18 protein-coding genes are annotated in these 16,133 nt (G+C 68.3%); 12 read left to right on the forward strand and 6 right to left on the reverse strand.

The features are described from left to right. The first annotated feature begins 178 nt into the window (after positions 1-178). The 5 genes from ACIBH2_RS12075 (at position 179) to ACIBH2_RS12095 (ending at position 5,055) form a co-directional block, all read left to right on the forward strand. On the forward strand, positions 179-991 hold the full coding sequence (locus ACIBH2_RS12075) for a DUF72 domain-containing protein (RefSeq protein ID WP_397116181.1): 813 nt from the start codon (positions 179-181) through the stop codon (positions 989-991). A 64-nt stretch (positions 992-1,055) separates the two neighbouring features. Continuing rightward, entirely contained in the window at positions 1,056-1,538 is a 483-nt protein-coding gene (locus ACIBH2_RS12080; protein WP_397116183.1) for a cation:proton antiporter regulatory subunit, read from the forward strand. 7 nt (positions 1,539-1,545) lie between these two features. Next, positions 1,546-2,724, forward strand: coding sequence for a cation:proton antiporter (locus ACIBH2_RS12085; RefSeq protein ID WP_397116185.1), 1,179 nt, complete (start codon positions 1,546-1,548; stop codon positions 2,722-2,724). 66 nt (positions 2,725-2,790) lie between these two features. Further along, entirely contained in the window at positions 2,791-3,789 is a 999-nt protein-coding gene (locus ACIBH2_RS12090; protein ID WP_397116187.1) for an AraC family transcriptional regulator, read from the forward strand. A 144-nt stretch (positions 3,790-3,933) separates the two neighbouring features. Further along, positions 3,934-5,055 carry an acyl-CoA dehydrogenase family protein gene (locus ACIBH2_RS12095; protein WP_397116997.1) on the forward strand — a complete coding sequence of 374 codons (1,122 nt, stop codon included), beginning with the start codon at positions 3,934-3,936 and terminating at the stop codon, positions 5,053-5,055. Between the two features lie 7 nt (positions 5,056-5,062). Here ACIBH2_RS12095 and ACIBH2_RS12100 read toward each other — a convergent pair whose 3' ends face one another. Next, positions 5,063-6,067: a LacI family DNA-binding transcriptional regulator gene (locus ACIBH2_RS12100; RefSeq protein ID WP_397116189.1), complete on the reverse strand. Its 1,005-nt coding sequence runs from the start codon at positions 6,065-6,067 to the stop codon at positions 5,063-5,065. Between the two features lie 158 nt (positions 6,068-6,225). On the opposite strand from ACIBH2_RS12100, the gene ACIBH2_RS12105 reads away from it, so the two are divergent. From ACIBH2_RS12105 to rbsD, 5 genes are read left to right on the forward strand one after another with little or no spacing between them, the layout of a single operon-like run. After that, positions 6,226-7,248, forward strand: coding sequence for a substrate-binding domain-containing protein (locus tag ACIBH2_RS12105; RefSeq protein ID WP_397116191.1), 1,023 nt, complete (start codon positions 6,226-6,228; stop codon positions 7,246-7,248). Continuing rightward, positions 7,245-8,210 (forward strand): ABC transporter permease, encoded by a 966-nt coding sequence (locus ACIBH2_RS12110; RefSeq protein ID WP_397116193.1) that lies wholly within the window; start codon positions 7,245-7,247, stop codon positions 8,208-8,210. The genes ACIBH2_RS12105 and ACIBH2_RS12110 overlap by 4 nt, the downstream gene beginning before the upstream one ends. 8 nt (positions 8,211-8,218) lie before the next feature. Beyond that, positions 8,219-8,986 (forward strand): ATP-binding cassette domain-containing protein, encoded by a 768-nt coding sequence (locus ACIBH2_RS12115; protein ID WP_397116196.1) that lies wholly within the window; start codon positions 8,219-8,221, stop codon positions 8,984-8,986. After that, positions 8,983-9,921, forward strand: a complete 939-nt coding sequence (locus tag ACIBH2_RS12120) for a ribokinase (RefSeq protein ID WP_397116198.1) — start codon at positions 8,983-8,985, stop codon at positions 9,919-9,921. The genes ACIBH2_RS12115 and ACIBH2_RS12120 overlap by 4 nt, the downstream gene beginning before the upstream one ends. A 28-nt stretch (positions 9,922-9,949) precedes the next feature. Next, a complete protein-coding gene (rbsD, locus tag ACIBH2_RS12125) occupies positions 9,950-10,339 on the forward strand; it encodes a D-ribose pyranase (protein WP_397116200.1) in 390 nt (129 codons plus the stop codon). Between the two features lie 24 nt (positions 10,340-10,363). Here the strand turns inward: rbsD and ACIBH2_RS12130 are convergent, their stop codons facing one another. Together ACIBH2_RS12130 and ACIBH2_RS12135 are read right to left on the reverse strand one after the other, a co-directional pair. Next, positions 10,364-10,906 carry a YaeQ family protein gene (locus ACIBH2_RS12130; protein WP_397116202.1) on the reverse strand — a complete coding sequence of 181 codons (543 nt, stop codon included), beginning with the start codon at positions 10,904-10,906 and terminating at the stop codon, positions 10,364-10,366. A 25-nt stretch (positions 10,907-10,931) separates the two neighbouring features. Further along, positions 10,932-11,096 (reverse strand): hypothetical protein, encoded by a 165-nt coding sequence (locus ACIBH2_RS12135; RefSeq protein ID WP_397116204.1) that lies wholly within the window; start codon positions 11,094-11,096, stop codon positions 10,932-10,934. Between the two features lie 55 nt (positions 11,097-11,151). On the opposite strand from ACIBH2_RS12135, the gene ACIBH2_RS12140 reads away from it, so the two are divergent. Then, on the forward strand, positions 11,152-11,493 hold the full coding sequence (locus ACIBH2_RS12140) for a hypothetical protein (protein ID WP_397116206.1): 342 nt from the start codon (positions 11,152-11,154) through the stop codon (positions 11,491-11,493). Here the strand turns inward: ACIBH2_RS12140 and ACIBH2_RS12145 are convergent, their stop codons facing one another. Then, positions 11,494-12,900 (reverse strand): DUF1254 domain-containing protein, encoded by a 1,407-nt coding sequence (locus ACIBH2_RS12145; RefSeq protein ID WP_397116208.1) that lies wholly within the window; start codon positions 12,898-12,900, stop codon positions 11,494-11,496. Between the two features lie 24 nt (positions 12,901-12,924). Next, on the reverse strand, positions 12,925-14,370 hold the full coding sequence (locus ACIBH2_RS12150; protein ID WP_397116210.1) for a DUF1254 domain-containing protein: 1,446 nt from the start codon (positions 14,368-14,370) through the stop codon (positions 12,925-12,927). Positions 14,371-14,669: 299 nt separating this feature from the next. On the opposite strand from ACIBH2_RS12150, the gene ACIBH2_RS12155 reads away from it, so the two are divergent. Further along, positions 14,670-15,488: an alpha/beta fold hydrolase gene (locus ACIBH2_RS12155; protein ID WP_397116212.1), complete on the forward strand. Its 819-nt coding sequence runs from the start codon at positions 14,670-14,672 to the stop codon at positions 15,486-15,488. Here the strand turns inward: ACIBH2_RS12155 and ACIBH2_RS12160 are convergent. Continuing rightward, on the reverse strand, positions 15,475-16,086 hold the full coding sequence (locus ACIBH2_RS12160; RefSeq protein ID WP_397116214.1) for a TetR/AcrR family transcriptional regulator: 612 nt from the start codon (positions 16,084-16,086) through the stop codon (positions 15,475-15,477). The two genes, ACIBH2_RS12155 and ACIBH2_RS12160, sit on opposite strands and share 14 nt — an antisense overlap. Between the last annotated feature and the right edge of the window lie 47 nt (positions 16,087-16,133).

The following is a 16,133-nucleotide window of genomic DNA, read 5'->3' on the forward strand; positions in this document are numbered from 1 at the left end:
AATGGCAACCCATACCGTACCGCTTGGGCCCCCGGCCCGCCCGGCCGATGATCAGCGAATCCGACCGATGCCGGGGACGAATCTGCCGCGGATGGGCGACTCCCCTTGTCCGAAAGGCATCTCCCCCGCTCACAACCGCGAACCGATTGCGGAGCGAATCCTTGGGAACCTCCCGAGTATGTCGATGATCGTCGGTACGTCGGGCTGGCAGTACGCGGATTGGCGGGAGGTCTTCTATCCGCGCGGTGTCGCGCAGCGCCGGTGGCTGGAGCACTACGCGCGCGCGTTCGCGACGGTGGAGTTGAACGCGGCGTTCTATCGGCCGGTGGTGCGGGGCACGTTCGAGGGGTGGCGGGAGCGCACGCCGGACGACTTCGTCATGGCGGTGAAGGTCAGCCGGGTGGTCACCCATCACCGCAGGTTGGTGGATGTGGAGATTCCGATCGAACGGGTTGTCGAGGCGGCGCGCGGCCTGGGCGAGAAGTTGGGGCCGCTGTTGATTCAGCTGCCGCCCAATCTGGCCGGGGCGCCCGAGCGACTCGATACGGTGCTGGGCCTCGTCCCCTCCGATCTGCGCGTGGTGGTCGAGCCTCGGCACGAGAGCTGGTGGAGCGATGCCACGCGCGCCGTGCTGGAGCGGCACAATGCGACGCTGTGCTGGGCCGATCGCCTCGACAAGCCGGTCGGGCCGCTGTGGCGGACCGCGGAGTGGGGGTACGTCCGGTTTCACGAGGGCACGGGCGAGCCGTGGCCCTGTTATGAGGAGGCGGTTCTCTCCGACTGGGTGCGGCGGATCAGCGAGACCTGGGACACCACGAGCGACGTCTTCGTCTATTTCAACAACGATCCCGGCGGAGCGGCGATTCACAATGCGATTCGCTTCGCCGAACTCGCCCGCGCCGCGGGCTGGACCGTCACCCGCACCCCCGACCCACTGGCACCGGCCGCCGATCCGCCCGAGGTGTCGCGGGAATGGAACACGCCCTGGTGAAGCTTTCTGCGCGACAGCGTCTTTCCCTGTCGCGGCGGGTTGCCCAGCCGATAGTGTGAGATTCGTGAACGTCGAGGTTACGCCGCTGCCCGGTATCGGGGTACGCAAAGACTTTCCCTTGGTGAGCGCCCGCCGCCGGATCGGAATCATCGATCACAAGGACGGTACGATCGACCTGATCGTGAGCAGACCCGGCAATCCGGATGTGACCGACCAGATTCCGCTGGACGCCCGCGAGGCGACGACGCTCGCGAATCTGCTGGGCGCTCCGCAGTTGGTGGCGCAATTGCAGGAGGAGCAGCGCGAATTCGGTGAGCTGACCACCCGGCAACTGCCGGTCCGGACCAGATCACCGTACGACGGACGCCCGCTCGGCGATACGCAGATGCGTACCCGCACAACGGTTTCCATTGTCGCGGTGATGCGGGCCGGGCACGCGATCCCCTCGCCGGGCCCGGAGTTCATCTTCCTCGGCGGGGATGTGTTGGTTGTTGTCGGTACCGCGGAGGGCCTAGCGGCTGCCGCCACAATTTTGACGGATGGCTGAACGGTAGATGGTGGCACACGAAACCGCGCTCGCGCTGATTCAGCTGGGCGCGGTCTTTTTTGGTCTGGGTTTGTTGGGCAGGGTGGCCGCGCGGATCGGAATGTCACCGATCCCTTTGTATTTGATCGGCGGCCTGGTGTTCGGCACTGGTGGTCTGGTCGAGCTCCGGCATGTGGACGAGTTCATTCACCTGGCCAGTGAGATCGGCGTGGTGCTGTTGTTGCTGTTGCTCGGACTGGAGTACAGCGCAAGCGAATTGGTCACCGGACTGCGCCGCTCCTGGGCGGCCGGTGTCCTCGATATCGTGCTCAACGCGACGCCGGGGGTCCTCGTCGCGCTGTGGCTGGGGTGGGGCCTCACCGGGGCCATCGCCATGGCGGGCGTCACCTATATCTCCTCCTCCGGCATCGTGGCCAAGGTACTCGGCGATCTCGGACGGCTCGGCAACCGCGAGACACCGGCCATCCTGTCGGTGCTGGTGTTCGAGGACCTCATCATGGCCGGATACCTGCCCGTGCTGACCGCCGTGCTGGCCGGGGCCGGTTTCCTGGCCGGACTCCAGACCGTCGGCATCGCCCTCGCCGTGGTGACCGTCGTTCTGGTGGTGGCCCTGCGGTACGGCAGATACGTCTCCATGATCGTCGACAGCGACGACCGTGAGATCTTCCTGCTGAAGCTGCTCGGCTCGGCCCTGTTGGTGGCCGGGGTGGCCTCCGCCATGCAGGTGTCGGCGGCGGTCGGCGCGTTCCTGCTGGGTATCGCCATCTCCGATTCCACCGCGCACAATGCCACCAAAATCCTGGAGCCGCTGCGCGATCTGTTCGCGGCCCTGTTCTTCGTCCTGTTCGGATTGAGTACCGACCCGGCCAGTATTCCGCCGGTCCTCGGCTGGGCCGTGGCCCTCGCGGTGGTGACCGCCGCGACCAAGGTGGCCACGGGCTGGTGGGCCGCCAAACGCCTCGGCGCGTCCCGCAACGGCCGGGCCCGCGCCGGTGCCGCGTTGGTCGCGCGCGGCGAATTCTCCATTGTCATCGCGGGATTGGCGGTGGCCGCCGGTGCGGTGCCGAGCGAGTTCGCGGCGCTGGCCACGACCTACGTGCTGCTCATGGCGATTGTCGGCCCGGTGGCGGCCCGCGTGGTGGAGCCGCTGCTGGCTCGTTTCGAACCGCGCCCCGCCCCGGCCTGACGCCGTCCGGCGCGGCGGGTCACCCACACCCGCCGCGCACCCCGGTGATTGATACGGTCAGGGCAAATGTCGCCCAGTGATTCCACCCTGCCCATCCAGCGCGTTCGGGCCATTGTCGAACTCGCCGAGCGCCGCGGCTGGGATGTGGCGGGCATGCTCGCGGAGGCGGGAATCTCACCGGAACTGTTGGCGGAGGGCCGTTCTCGGGTGACCACCGCCCAGGCCGTGGAGATGGTGCAGCGCCTGTGGCGCACCACCGATGACGAACTGCTCGGCCTGGGCCTGCACCCCATGCCGCGCGGCACCCTGCGGCTCCTGTGCTTCGGACTAGTCGGCGCGTCGACGCTGGGCGGCGCGATCCGCCGGTTCGAGAGTTTCCGCCGGTCGCTGCCGGGGCTACCGCCGCCCAGCCTCACCCTGCACGAGGGCGAGGCGCGCGTGAGCTTCGATATCAGCGGTGTCCGCCAGCCCGTCGATATCGTGATCGACACCGTGCTGACCGTCACGCACCGGTTCCTGGCCTGGGCGATCGGCGGGCGATTGCGCCTGCGCCGGGTGGAGGTGCCCTACGCCCGCGATCCCGACCTCGACGACTACGACGTGATTTTCGGTGCGCCCGTGGTCTTTTCGGCCCCGACCCCGGCACTCGTGTTCGACGCCGCGCTGCTGGACCATCCGATCGACCGCACCGAGGACGAGCTGCTGGAGTTCCTGAGCAACGCGCCCGCCGCCGTCCTCGGCCCGCGCGAGTACTCGGTCTCGCTCGCCTCGCGCGTGCGCCAACTGCTCGAACGCGGTCGCCCGGACGACTGGCCCACCGTCGAGGAGTTGGCCGCCGAACTCGCCATGAGCCCACAGACCCTGCGCCGCAAGCTCCGCGAGGAGCACACCACACCCCGCGAGATCCGCGAACAGATCCTGCGCGATATGGCCGTCGCGAGCCTGGTGCGCGGCGACGAGACGGTCACCGCGCTCTCGCGCCGCCTCGGCTTCTCCGAACCCAGCGCCTTCTCCCGCGCCTTCCGCCGCTGGACCGGCAGCGCTCCCGGTTCGTATCAGCGCTGAACCGACGCCGAACCCGAAGCTGAGCGATCCGGTCAAGAATTCGAACGGGACGGTCATAGGATTGCGCCCCCGCACCCCTTACCGTCCAGGCAGAGCCGACTAGAACAGAGGAGTTCACTCGTGGCCCTGCATCGTTCGCCGTGGATGGACGAGGACCTGGACGCGCTGTCCGATCTCGCGCGCCGCTTCTTCGAGAAGGAATGCGCCCCGAACGAGGACCGGTGGGCGCGCCAGCACCATGTGGACCGCGAAGTCTGGAACCGGGCGGGCGAACTCGGCCTGCTGTGCCTGAGCGTTCCGGAGGAGTACGGCGGCGGTGGCGGCACCTTCGCGCACGAGGCCGTGATGCTCACCGAACAGGTGCGCGGTCTGGCCCCCAGCCTGGGCAATCCGGTGCACAGCGGGATCGTGGCGCACTACGTGCTCGCCTACGGCACCGAGGAGCAGAAGCGGCACTGGCTGCCGAAGATGGTCTCGGGCGAGGTGGTCGGCGCGATCGCCATGACCGAGCCCGGCACCGGGTCGGATCTGCAGAACATCAAGACCAAGGCGGTCAAGGACGGCGACGACTACGTCATCAACGGCGCGAAGACCTTCATCACCAACGGCTACCTCGCCGATCTGGTGATCGTGGCCTGCAAGACCGGTGAGGGCAAGGGCGCGGACACCGTCTCGCTGGTCCTGGTCGAGACCGAGCGCGAGGGGTTCCGTCGCGGCCGCAATCTGGAGAAGATCGGCCAGCACGGCCAGGACACCTGTGAGCTGTTCTTCGACAATGTGCGGGTGCCGCAGTCGAATCTGCTCGGTGCGGCCGAGGGCATCGGCTTCATCCAGCTCATGCAGCAGCTGCCGCAGGAGCGTCTGATCCTCGGCGTCGTCGCGGCGGCCGCCATCGAGAAGACCGTCGATGTCACCCTCACCTACACCAAGGAGCGCGAGGCCTTCGGCAAACCGATCTTCGCCTTCCAGAACACCGCGTTCACGCTCGCCGAATGCGACACCATCAAGACCATCGCGTGGAGCTTCACCGACGACTGCGTCGCCAAGCACCTGCGCGGTGAACTCGATGTGCCCACCGCCGCCAAGGCGAAGTGGTGGCTCACCGAGCAGCAGTGCAAGGTCGCCGACGAATGCCTCCAGCTCTTCGGCGGCTACGGATACATGGCCGAGTACCCCATCTCCCGGATGTACTCCGACGCCCGCATCCAGAAGATCTACGGCGGCACCAACGAGATCATGAAGCTCATCATCAGCCGGACGCTGTAGGGCCGCTTCAGAATTCGTCGGAGCAGCCACACGAGCCGCGCGTCCGCAATTCGGCGGCCAGCCGGATCACACCCGGATCCGGTGCGCGGCTGGCGATCTGCTCGAGCAGCAGGGTCACGGCCAGCTCACCCATGCGGCGGGTGGGCTGGACCATGGTGGTCAGGCCGGGGCGGGTGTAGCGGGCGTATTCGATGCCGTCGAAGGCGACCACGGCGAGGTCGTCGGGCACCCGCAGGCCCGCGTCGTAGGCGGCGCGGAGCATGCCCATCGCCTGCAGATCGCTGGTGACGAAGACGGCGGTGGCGGGGTCCGGGCCGGTGGTCAGTTCGGCCAGGGCCCGGTACCCGGCGGAGCCGCCGAAATCGGTGCGGACAATGGTCCCCTCCGGTAATCCCGCCTCCGCCAGGGCATTTCGATAGCCCTGCACGCGGTCCTCGGCCGTCGAGACATGCGGACCGCTCAGGCAGGCGATGCGCCGGTGGCCGTGGTCGATGAGGTGTGCCACCGCCGCCCGCGCGCCCGCCACCGAATCGCAGAGCACATGCGTACAGCGCGCCGGGTCGATGATCCGGTCCAGCGCGACCAACACCATGCCCGCCTCGTCACAGGCGTCGGCGATACCGGTCTCCCACGCCGAGGAGATGGCCAGCAGCCCTTCCACGCGCCGGTCGATGAACGAGCGCACATACGCCTGTTCCCGCGCCGGATCACCGTCCGCATTGCCGATGAACAGCGGGTATCCGCGCGCGAAGGCCGCCGCCTCGATGACCGCCGACAGTTCGGCGAAGAAGGGGTTGGCCCCGTCGGGAATCACCATGCCGAGCGCGTGACCGCGATTGGTGCGCAGGCTGCGCGCCGACATATTGGGCCGGTAGCCGAGTTCGGCGATGGCCGCCTCGATCCGGGCCCTGGTCGCGGGCGCGACCTGCCGTGGCCCGCCATTGAGCACGTAGCTGACCAGCGCGGGAGACGTACCCGCCAAGCGGGCCACATCGGCCCGGGTGACTGCCATCGAGTTATCTCCTTGTCGCGCAACGTCTATCCAAGCATCGGACCGCGCGGCAACGAACAGACGGCCCTTGACAGTTCGTGACCCGGGTCACACACTACTCATCAACTCGTGTTGATCAACACGAGTTGATGCTACGAGACAGATGAGGTCGGTTCACGATGAACGCACGATTCCGCCGCGCTCTCATACCTTTCGCCCTGGTCAGCACGGTGGCGGCGCTGGCCACCGGCTGTGGCCGCGGTGACGACTCCGGATCCGGGGACTACTCGATCGCGATTGTCACCAGGAACTTCACCAATCCGTACTGGGCGGCGCTGCGGGACGGTGCGATGGCCGAAGCCGAGGCGCTCGGCGTGAAGGTGACCGTGCAGGCCGGGCAGTCCGAGACCGACGCCGACGGCGAGAATTCCCAGATATCCACCATGGCCGCCCAGGGTTACGACTGTTTCGGCGTGGTCCCGGTCAATGCCACGAATGTCATCACCCCGCTGACGGCGGTGGCGCGCAAGGACATTCCGATTCTGAACCTCGATACCCAGATCGACGCGAAGGCCTCCGAGGCGGCCGGGGTCTCCTATGCCAGCTTCATCGGTTCCGACAATCTCGACGCGGGCCGGATAGCGGGCCAGAAGATGCTGGAGGCCCTCGGCGGCAGCGGCAAAGTCGTTATTCTGCAAGGCATCGCGGGCGAGCAGAACGGCATCAACCGCGATCAGGGCTTCAGCGAAACCGTGGCGGGCAAGCTGGAGATCGTGCAGAAGGCGCCCGCCGACTACGAGCAGGACAAGGGCCTTCAGGTCACCGAGGCGATCCTGCGGGCGCACCCCGATATCACCGGGATCTTCGCCGCCAACGACACCATGGGACTCGGTGCGGCACAGGCGATCAAGAACGCGGGCAAGTCGGGCCAGATCAAGGTGATCTCGGTGGACGGCATCCAGGCCGCGCTGAGCGCGGTGAAGGCCGGGGACCTGTACGGCACGGTGACCCAATACCCGTATGCCGAAGGCCAGCTCGCCGTTCAGGGCTGCCTGGCCCTGCATCAGGGCAAGACGCTGCCCGAGCGTGTGGTCGCGCCGATCGCGTTCATCGGCAAAGACAATGTCGAACAGCAGATCTCGGCGTTCCCGCGCCCGATCGTCACCTTCGACAATCCGATCGAAGGGCTGCTGACCAAGTGACGGCCACCGCGGATGCCCCGGTCGACACCCGGAGGCGCACCGAGATCCTCTCCCGGCTAGCGGAATTCGCGGCTCCGCTGGCCCTGGTGGTGCTCTGGGTGGCGTTCTTCATCGCCACCCCGCACTTCCTCACCCTGGACAATATCGGCGATCTCCTGGTCGCCTCGACGATTCTGACCGTGCTCGCGCTGGGGCAGCAGTACGCCATCACGGCGGGCGGTATCGATCTGTCCGTCGGCGCGAATCTGCCGTGGGCGGCGGCGATTCTCGGATACCTGACCGCGCACGGGTATTCGCTGTTCGTCGGTATCGTCGCCGCGATTCTCGGCGGGCTGGCCGTCGGGATGGTCAACGGCCTGCTCGTCGGCCGCCTGGGGATGACCGATTTCGTGGTCACGCTCGGCATGCTGAGCGTCCTCAACGGCATCACGCTGCTGTTGACCCACGGCAACACCCAGGCGGTGAGTTCACGCTTCCTGCAACGACTCGCGCTCGACGGTATCGGGCCGGTGCGCTGGTTCTGGCTGTTGGCGCTGATCGCGGCGCTGGTCGTGGCGGGGATCATCTTCCGCACCCGGATCGGCACCCATCTGCTCGCGACCGGCGGCCGCCTGGAGGCCGCCCGCGATACCGGTATCGCGGTGAACCGGATTCGGCTGTTCGCCTACGCCATGTCCGGATTGCTCTGCGGCATAGCGGGTGTCATGTTGGTGGCCCGCAACGGCGGCGCGGACCCGTCGTTGCAGACCACCTACCTGCTGAGTTCGATCGCGGCCGTGGTGCTGGGCGGTTCCTCGCTCTCCGGCGGCAAGGCCTCGGTGCTCGGAACCGTCTGCGGTGCGGTGCTGTTCACCTCGCTCATCAACGGGTTCACCATTCTCGGCATCTCGCAGTACTACCAGCCGGTCGCCGTCGGCGCGGTACTGCTGCTCGCCGCGGGCATCTCCCGCTTCCGAAAGTAGGTCAGGACATGACGATTCCCCTGTTGGAGGCCCGGGAGCTCACCAAGTCCTTCGATTCGGTGCGCGCGCTCGCCGGGGTCACCATGTCGATTCCCGAGGGTGAGGTCACCGCGCTGGTCGGCGACAACGGCGCTGGCAAGTCCACCCTCGTGCGCTGTCTCACCGGCGTGCAGTCGCCCGATACCGGGCAGATACTGTTCCGCGGCGAGCCCGTGCGGCTGCGGTCGCCCGAACATGCCCGCCGGATGGGCATCGAGACCGTCTACCAGGATCTCGCGCTCATCGACGATCTGACCGTGTGGCAGAACCTGTTTCTCAATCGCGAACTCGTGCGTCCGCTCGGGATCGTCAACCGCAAGGCCATGATCGCGCGCAGCGTCGAGATTCTGCGTGATCTGGATGTGGACGTGCCCTCGGTGCGCACCACCGTCCGGCGGATGAGCGGGGGCCAGCGCCAGAGCATCGCCATCGCGCGGGCCGTGGCGTGGGGCAAGTCCATGGTCATCATGGACGAGCCGACCGCGGCGCTGGGCGTACGGGAGACCGCCGCGGTGGAGCAACTCGTGCGCGGGCTGCGCGATCGAGGGGTGACCGTGCTCATCATCAGCCACGACCTCGATCAGGTGTTGCGGGTCTGCGACAACGTGGTGGTGCTGCGACGCGGCAGATCCGTTGCCGCACACCGCATCGACGAGGTGGACGGCGACCGCCTGGTCGCCCTGATCACCGGTGCCGCGCCCGGCGATTCCGATCGCACCGCCGAGGCGGCCTCGTGACGGTGGTGGTGCTCGGATCGGTCAATCGGGATGTGGTGTGCGAGGTGTCGCGACTGCCGTCGCCCGGTGAGACCGTCCTCGCGTCGGGGACGCGAACCAACCTGGGCGGCAAGGGATCCAATCAGGCGGTGGCCGCGGCCAAGGCCGGGGCGCTGGTCGAGTTCGTCGCTCGAATCGGCGAGGATCCGGATCCGTCGCTACGAAAGTCGCTGTGCGAGTACGGCGTCGGGATCGAAGCGGTGCGGGAGGTGCCGGGTGCGCGCACGGGCACGGCGTACATCACCGTGGCCGCCGGGGAGAACCAGATCGTGGTCGACCCCGGAGCCAATTTCCACTGGGAGACCGAGGCGGAGCTCGACGCGTCGGTGGCCGCGGAGCTGATCGCGACGGCGGGGGTGGTCGTGGCGCAATTGGAGGTGCCGGTCCGGGTGGTGGCGTGGGCGGCTGGACGCGCCCGCCGCTTCATCCTCAATGCCGCCCCCGCCCGCGAACTGCCCACGGACCTGCTGCACCGGTGTGATCCGTTGATAGTCAACGAATCCGAGCTCGCGACGTTCACCGGGACGGCCGTCACATCACCACGGGATGCGTTCGACCAAGCGCGTCTGCTGTGTGCGCGCGGGGTGCCCGCCGTGGTGGCGACGCTGGGCGCGGCCGGGTCCGTGTGGGTTCGACGCGCGGGCGCGACCGTGATCGGCGGGTACCAGCCCGCGCCCGAGATCCGGTCGGCCGACTCCACCGGAGCGGGCGACGCCTACGTCGGCGCGCTCGCCACCGCGCTCGCGGAGAGCGACGACCTGCCCGCCGGGGTCGCCTTCGCGACCGCCGCGGCCGCTCTCGCGGTCCAGTCCCCCGGCACCCACGCCGCCTACCCCACCCGCGACCGGATCACCGCGGCGCTCGCCACCCTGCCACCGGCAGCCCGTCTCGACTGATCCCCTTCGTCAGCAAAGGAATTCGACCGTGCGCACCACCGGAATCATCCACGCCGACCTGCTGTCGGCCCTCACCACGCTACGCCACACCGACCTCTTCGCCGTCAGCGACTCCGGCCTCCCGGTTCCCGCCGGGGTGCCCGTCATCGACCTCGGCATCAGCTACGGACTCCCCCGCTTCGAGCCGGTCCTCGACCTCGTCCTCGCCGAGGTCACCGTCGAAGCGGCCTGGACCAGCCGCGACATCACTCAGCACAACCCCGAGGCGGCCACCATGCTCACCGACCGGCTACAGCCGGAACTGCTCGACCACGCCGACTTCAAGAACCGAATCGGCCAGTGCCGCTTCGTGGTCCGCACCGGGGAGGCACGCCCCTACGCGAATGTCCTTCTCCGAGCGGGCGTGCCGTGGCTCTGAGCGACGACCCGAGATCCTCGCAGTTCAGCCGAGCCGGTGTTCCTCGATCGTGGTGCCGAAGCTCGTGCCGTTGATCTCGAGGTAGAGCTCACGTTCGGTCACCGACACCGTGACGGTGTTGCGGCGGTCGATGGCGGTGACGGCGGCATCGATGAACGCGCGATCGAAGCTGTAGAGCGGAATGTCCTCGGCGCGGTGAATCCGCTTGCCGGTGAGCTGCGCGAGCACCTTGGCGGGGTCGCGGTGGGTGTAGACGGCGGTGCGGTCGGCGAGTTTGCTGCCGCGGTGGATGCGGTCGGCGTCGGGTGCGCCGATATCGATCCAGGCGGTGAGACGGCCGGTGAGGTCACGCACCAGCACCGCGGGCTCGTCGGTGGCGGAGACGCCGCCACCGCTGAAGGCGATGCCCTCCTCGTATTCGAGGCAGTAGGCCAGCAGCCGGGTCAGCATGAACTCGTCGGTTTCGGAGGGGTGGCGTGCCACGCGCAGCTCCAACTCCTCGTAGACGCCGCGATCGACATCCGCGATCTGGAGGGTGAAGTGATGCAGCGTCGCACTGAGGGCCATAGCCGCAGGAGCTTAGTGGACGCGACTAATCGGTCTGCTCGGCCTCGGTCGGCGGCGGCTTCGGGGCGGAGACCCGGACGACCCCGGCGTCGAGGTCGATATCGAGGCGGGGCCGATGCGTCTGGCCATCACTGTCCCCGCCGCTCTCGTCGGTCAGTTTCTTGCCGAACAGTTCGCCGAAGACACCCACGCCTCCACGATAGTTCGCGACCCCCGCGACGGCACGCGCGCCGTACACTGACCGCGTGCGTTTTCGACGGCTCCTCGCCCTGTCCGTATTCGTCGCGGTCGTCCCCCTCGGGGCCGCCGCCTGCACCTCGGAGGGGCCGGGCTCCAAGACCGAATGCCAGGTCAGCGGATGCACGGTGACCTTCGACCGGGGCGTGAACGCCAAGGCCAGCGTCCTGGGCGTGGACGCGGAACTGGTGGCGGTGAACGGCAATACCGCCACCCTGCGCGTCGCCGGGCAGGAGGTCTCGGTGCCCGTCGGCGAGACCGCGCCCGCCGACGGCATGAATGTGACGGTGCAGGAGGTCACCGCCGACCAGGTGGTGGTCCGGCTGGCCACCGGCATTCAGACCAACTGATCACAGCTCGCGCAGCGCGGGCGGTCGCCACGCACCGGTGAGGACGCTCTCCTCCGGGGCATAGAGCCGCATGGTCAGCGAGAACGTGCCCGATGCCGGGATGGGGAGCCAATTGCCGTGTGGCACAGCCGAACCCGGGTCGGCATGTTGCACGGTGATATCGAGGGAGCCATCGGAGTTGAGCACCGGCGGGATCAGATGCCCGATGGCGTGGATCCCGGCCGGGTTCGCCACCAGATAGCTGTCGCCGTCATAGGCGGTCAGCGACCAGAACGCCCGCACCGGCGGAGTCTGCCCGGCCGGGAAATGCAGGCGGTAGCGATTGGGGGTGCCCTTGTCGTCGGCGGTGCCGAAGATGCTGGGGTACACCGCGTCCCGCGCGAGATTCGCCCCGAGACCCCGCATGGCCACCAGGGCGCGCAGTGCGTAGTTGATGCCGTACGCGCCGAGATCGGTGGTGAACTGCCAGCCGTTCTCGTGCTTCATTCCCGGATCCTGGTACGTCGGAATCCGTTTCAGGCCCGCGGCCGCGGCGGCGGTCAGATCCTCGGGCGAGAGTCCGGTCACGGCCCCGCCCGGGGTGATGCCGATCTCGGCGAACCTGGCCATGACCGGAGCGTCCTCGGGCGCGGGCGGATTCGTCGCCATGAGCGCGCACAGCTTCTCGAAGAAGGTCTCGGCCTTCATGTTCGCGATCTGTTCGGCGGGCGGTGTCGCGGTATCGGCGGGCACGGTCGGGGCGACCGGCGCGGGGGTGCCCGCCGTCCAATCGCGCAGCGGCACCAGCTTCATCTCGTCCTGAATGGCCGCTACGGCGGGGATATCGGCCTCGCCGTTGACCTGGATACGGCCGAGCAGCCACACCGTCGGCGTGGGCATGGCCAGCTGGGTCACCCCGTCGGGCAGTTCCCCCTGCCATCCCGGCCCGGTGACCGCGTAGGTGTACGGCGGCGCGGTCACACCCAACTTCACCTGGGGTCGCTCGCTACCCGGATTGTGGACGGTATTGGTCCAGGCGTCCATGAGCTGCATGAGCCAGTACCTGTCGGGCGCGACGGCCGGTATCTGGAGCACCAAGGGCTCGGCGGAGAGGTCCAGCCACGCAATGGAATACAAGGTGTCGAGATTGAGTCGCACCACGTCCCGGCGCTCGGGTGTGGGCAATTGGCGCGCGTGCTGGAAGTGGTTGACCGGCGTCCGCGCCTGGGCGGCGGCGCGGGTGGCGTCCATGAGCACCAGTGGATAGCCGAAGACGTAGGCGTCGGTGGCGATGGCCTTCGGGTCGTCGTCGGCAGCGCCGCCGTCGGATTTCCCGCAGGCGGTCAGTGCCACCGCCCCGGCGGTCACGGCGGCCAGCTCGAAGACGGTCCGCCGCGAAACTCGTGCCGCGTCGATATCGCGCTTCATGACTCTCCTCGGAAACGGTGGTTCTCAGCCGACAGGGATCAAAGCCGGTGGCTGCCACCGACCGTCGAGCGCCTCGGCGGCCGGACCGTACAGCCGCAGCGTGAGCCGGAAACGCCCGGCGTTCGGTATGGGCAGCCAATTGCCCGGCGGCACCGCGCTTCCCGGGTTCTGCGTCTGCATCGCCAGTTCCACCGAGCCGTCCGGCCCGGCGACCACGGGCACCTGATGGCCGACCGAGTAGACGTTCGCGGCATTGTGCACCAGGTAACCGTCGGCGGTGTAGGCGGTCAGCGACCAGAACGCCGCGGCGGGCGGGGTCTGTCCGGGTGCGAAGGTCAGCCGGTAGCGCATCGCCGCCCCGTGCTCGTCGACGGCCGCGGCCTCCAGGGCCGGATAGACCGCGTCCCTGGGCAGATTCGCCCCCAACTCGTCCCATGCGGTGGCGGCGCGCAGCGGATAGTCCGTGCCGTAAGCGCCCAGATTGGTGGCGAATTCCCAGCCGTTCTCCCGCCGCGCGTCCGGATTGCGGTACGCCGGAATGCTTTCGCGGGCGGCCGCCACGGCGGCGTCGAGGACAGCGTCGGAGACCGCGTCGACCGCGCCGCCGGGTTCGATGCCGATACCGGCGAACCGATCCAGGGCGGGTTCGTCGGCGGCGGCGGGCGGATTCGTCGTCATGAGCTGACACAACCGCTCGAAGAACGCCCGTCCGGTCAGCTGCCCGACCCGGTCCGGCGGCGAGATCCCGGCCGGGGGCGGCGCGGGTGTGGGGGCGGGGCGTTCGCCGCGCTCCCACGCACCGAGCGGAGCCATGATCAGTTGGCGCTGAAGTTCTTGTGCCACAGGCAGATCGGTGTTGTCGCGGTACTCGATGCGACCGAGCAGCCAGGCGGTATCCGTCGGCACGCTGAGCCGAGTCATGTTCTCGGGCAGCGTCCCCGACCAGTCGGGTCCGGTAATCGCGTAGGTGTAAGGCGCATTCGAGCCCGCCGCCCGCGGCGCGGTGCTGCTCGGATCGTGGGCGGTATTGGTCCAGGCGTCCATGACCTGCATGAGCCAGTACCGGTCCGCCATGGCGGGCACCTCGAGGACGATCGGTTCCCGCGCCAGGTCCAGCCACGCCGACGCGTACAGGGTGTCGACATTGGGCATGACCACCGTGGTCAGTTCCGGGTCGACGGGCCCGACCACGGCCATGTGATTGGCGGGCACCTGCGCCGTACTCGCCGCGCGGGTGGCGTCCATCAGCACCAGGGGGAAGCCGAAGGTGTAGGCGTCGGTGGCCACGGCGAGTGGATCGTCGGAGGCCGAACTCGGGCGCGACCGCGCCGAATCGGAGTCGTCCGCGCAGGCGGTCATCAGGGTGGCGAGCATCGCCAGGGCGGCTCCGACCGCCGCCAGCGACCGGCGACGGGGCGCGTCGAGCATGGTGTTCTCCCAACCGAGCACTGGGCGTTCGGGAAGATCCACGGCGAAGTATAGCCACGGGTTAGCCGACTGTTCGGCAGTCGCGGCACACGCGGAAGGCTCGGCCGCCCGCACCGGATCGGGGTGGCGCTACGCCGCACCCGCCGCAACCCGGGCGACCACCGGCCGCCACCAGTCCAGCGCGTGCACCGTCAGTCCGACGACCTTGCCCGCGTCGTCGGCGCGGCGCAGGATGATCGCGGCGGATGACGCTCGCGGAAATCTTTACCTCGCGCGTAATCGCTTCACGCCGCCGCGGCTGCGAATCTTGTTCTCACCGAACGATTCACAAGGAGAACGACATGCCGAACTTCCAGACCGCGGACGGAACCACCCTGGCCTACGAGGACTACGGGACCGGAACCCCGATCGTCTTCATCGCGGGCTGGTCGCTGTTCTCCGATATGTGGGAACACCAGCTGTACTACTTCCTCGAGCACGGCTACCGCTGCGTCCTGCTGGATCGACGCGGACACGGCCGCTCCGACCGGCCGTCGAGTGGCTACGACGTGGACACCCGCGCCGACGATATCGCCACCCTGCTCGAGCACCTCGACCTGACCGGGGCGACGATGGTCGCGCATTCGGCGGGCGGCGCGGAGGCGGTGCGCTACCTCGCCCGGCACGGCGAAGCGCGCGTCGACCGGCTGGTATTGCTGGCCGCCGCGGTGCCGAGTCTGCTGCAGACCGAGGACAATCCGCTCGGCGTGCCCAAGGAGATGCTGGATTGGACGCTGAACGCGCTGCGCACCGATCGCTTCAAATGGCTCACCGAGCGCGCCCAGGGCTACTTCGCCACCCATCTGGGCAACGACGTCTCGCCCGCGCTGATCGAGAACGAGATTCGCCGCTGCATGTCGGTCTCGCCGTACGCGTCGCTGGAGGTGCAGCGCGCGCTCATGTTCGGCGACCACACCGCGGATCTGGAGGCGCTCACCGTGCCGACGCTCATCATGCACGGCCCGGCCGATCAGTCGGTTCCCATCGACCCCACCTCGCGGCGGGCGGCCCGGCTCATCGCGAACAATGTCTACAAGGAGCTGCCCACCGCCGGGCACGGCATGTACGTCACCCATGCCGCCGAAATCAATGCCGACATCATGGAATTCATGAAGGCCTGAGCCAGCCGCCGATCATATCGGCCGTCTCGTCGATGAGGCGGTCGCGATCGAGTCCGGGCGGCGGTTTCAATCCGATGCGCAGGGCGGCGGCCAGACCGGCGTTCACCATGACGAAGGCCCGCGTATCGAGTTCGTCGTCCGGCAGCGGCCCCAGCTGTTGCAGCAGGTAGGCGCGGGTGAGCAGCAACAGGCGGCGTTCCAGGCCGCCGAAGCCCGCGCCCGCCACGGTCGCCTCGGCCGTCAGCGCGCGCACCAGGGGTTCCTGATTCGCCAGCACCGCGACGATGGCGCGCAGACTGGTCGCCACCGAGTCGCGCGGGGACAGTCCGAGCCCACCGAGCACCGCCGCCGTGAAACACTCCTCCAGTTCGGCGAGCAGGCGGGCGCGCAGAATCTCCACGATCTCGTGTTTGTCGGTGAAATACCGGTAGAGCGTGCCGATACTCATATTGGCGCGCGCGGCGATGCGATTGGTGGAGGTGTCGGCGATACCGCGCTCGGCGAAAAGCTGAGCTGCCGTGTCGAGGATGTGCTCGCGGGTCTCGCGGGCGCGCTCCTGAGTCGGCTTTCTCCGCTGGACAGGCCGGGTTTCAGACATTCGGGCGAGACCGTCGGAAAAGTGAGTAGAAGGTGAGCACAAGCTCA

The sequence above is a fragment of the Nocardia sp. NPDC050406 genome, from assembly GCF_044459025.1.
Lineage (GTDB): Bacteria > Actinomycetota > Actinomycetes > Mycobacteriales > Mycobacteriaceae > Nocardia.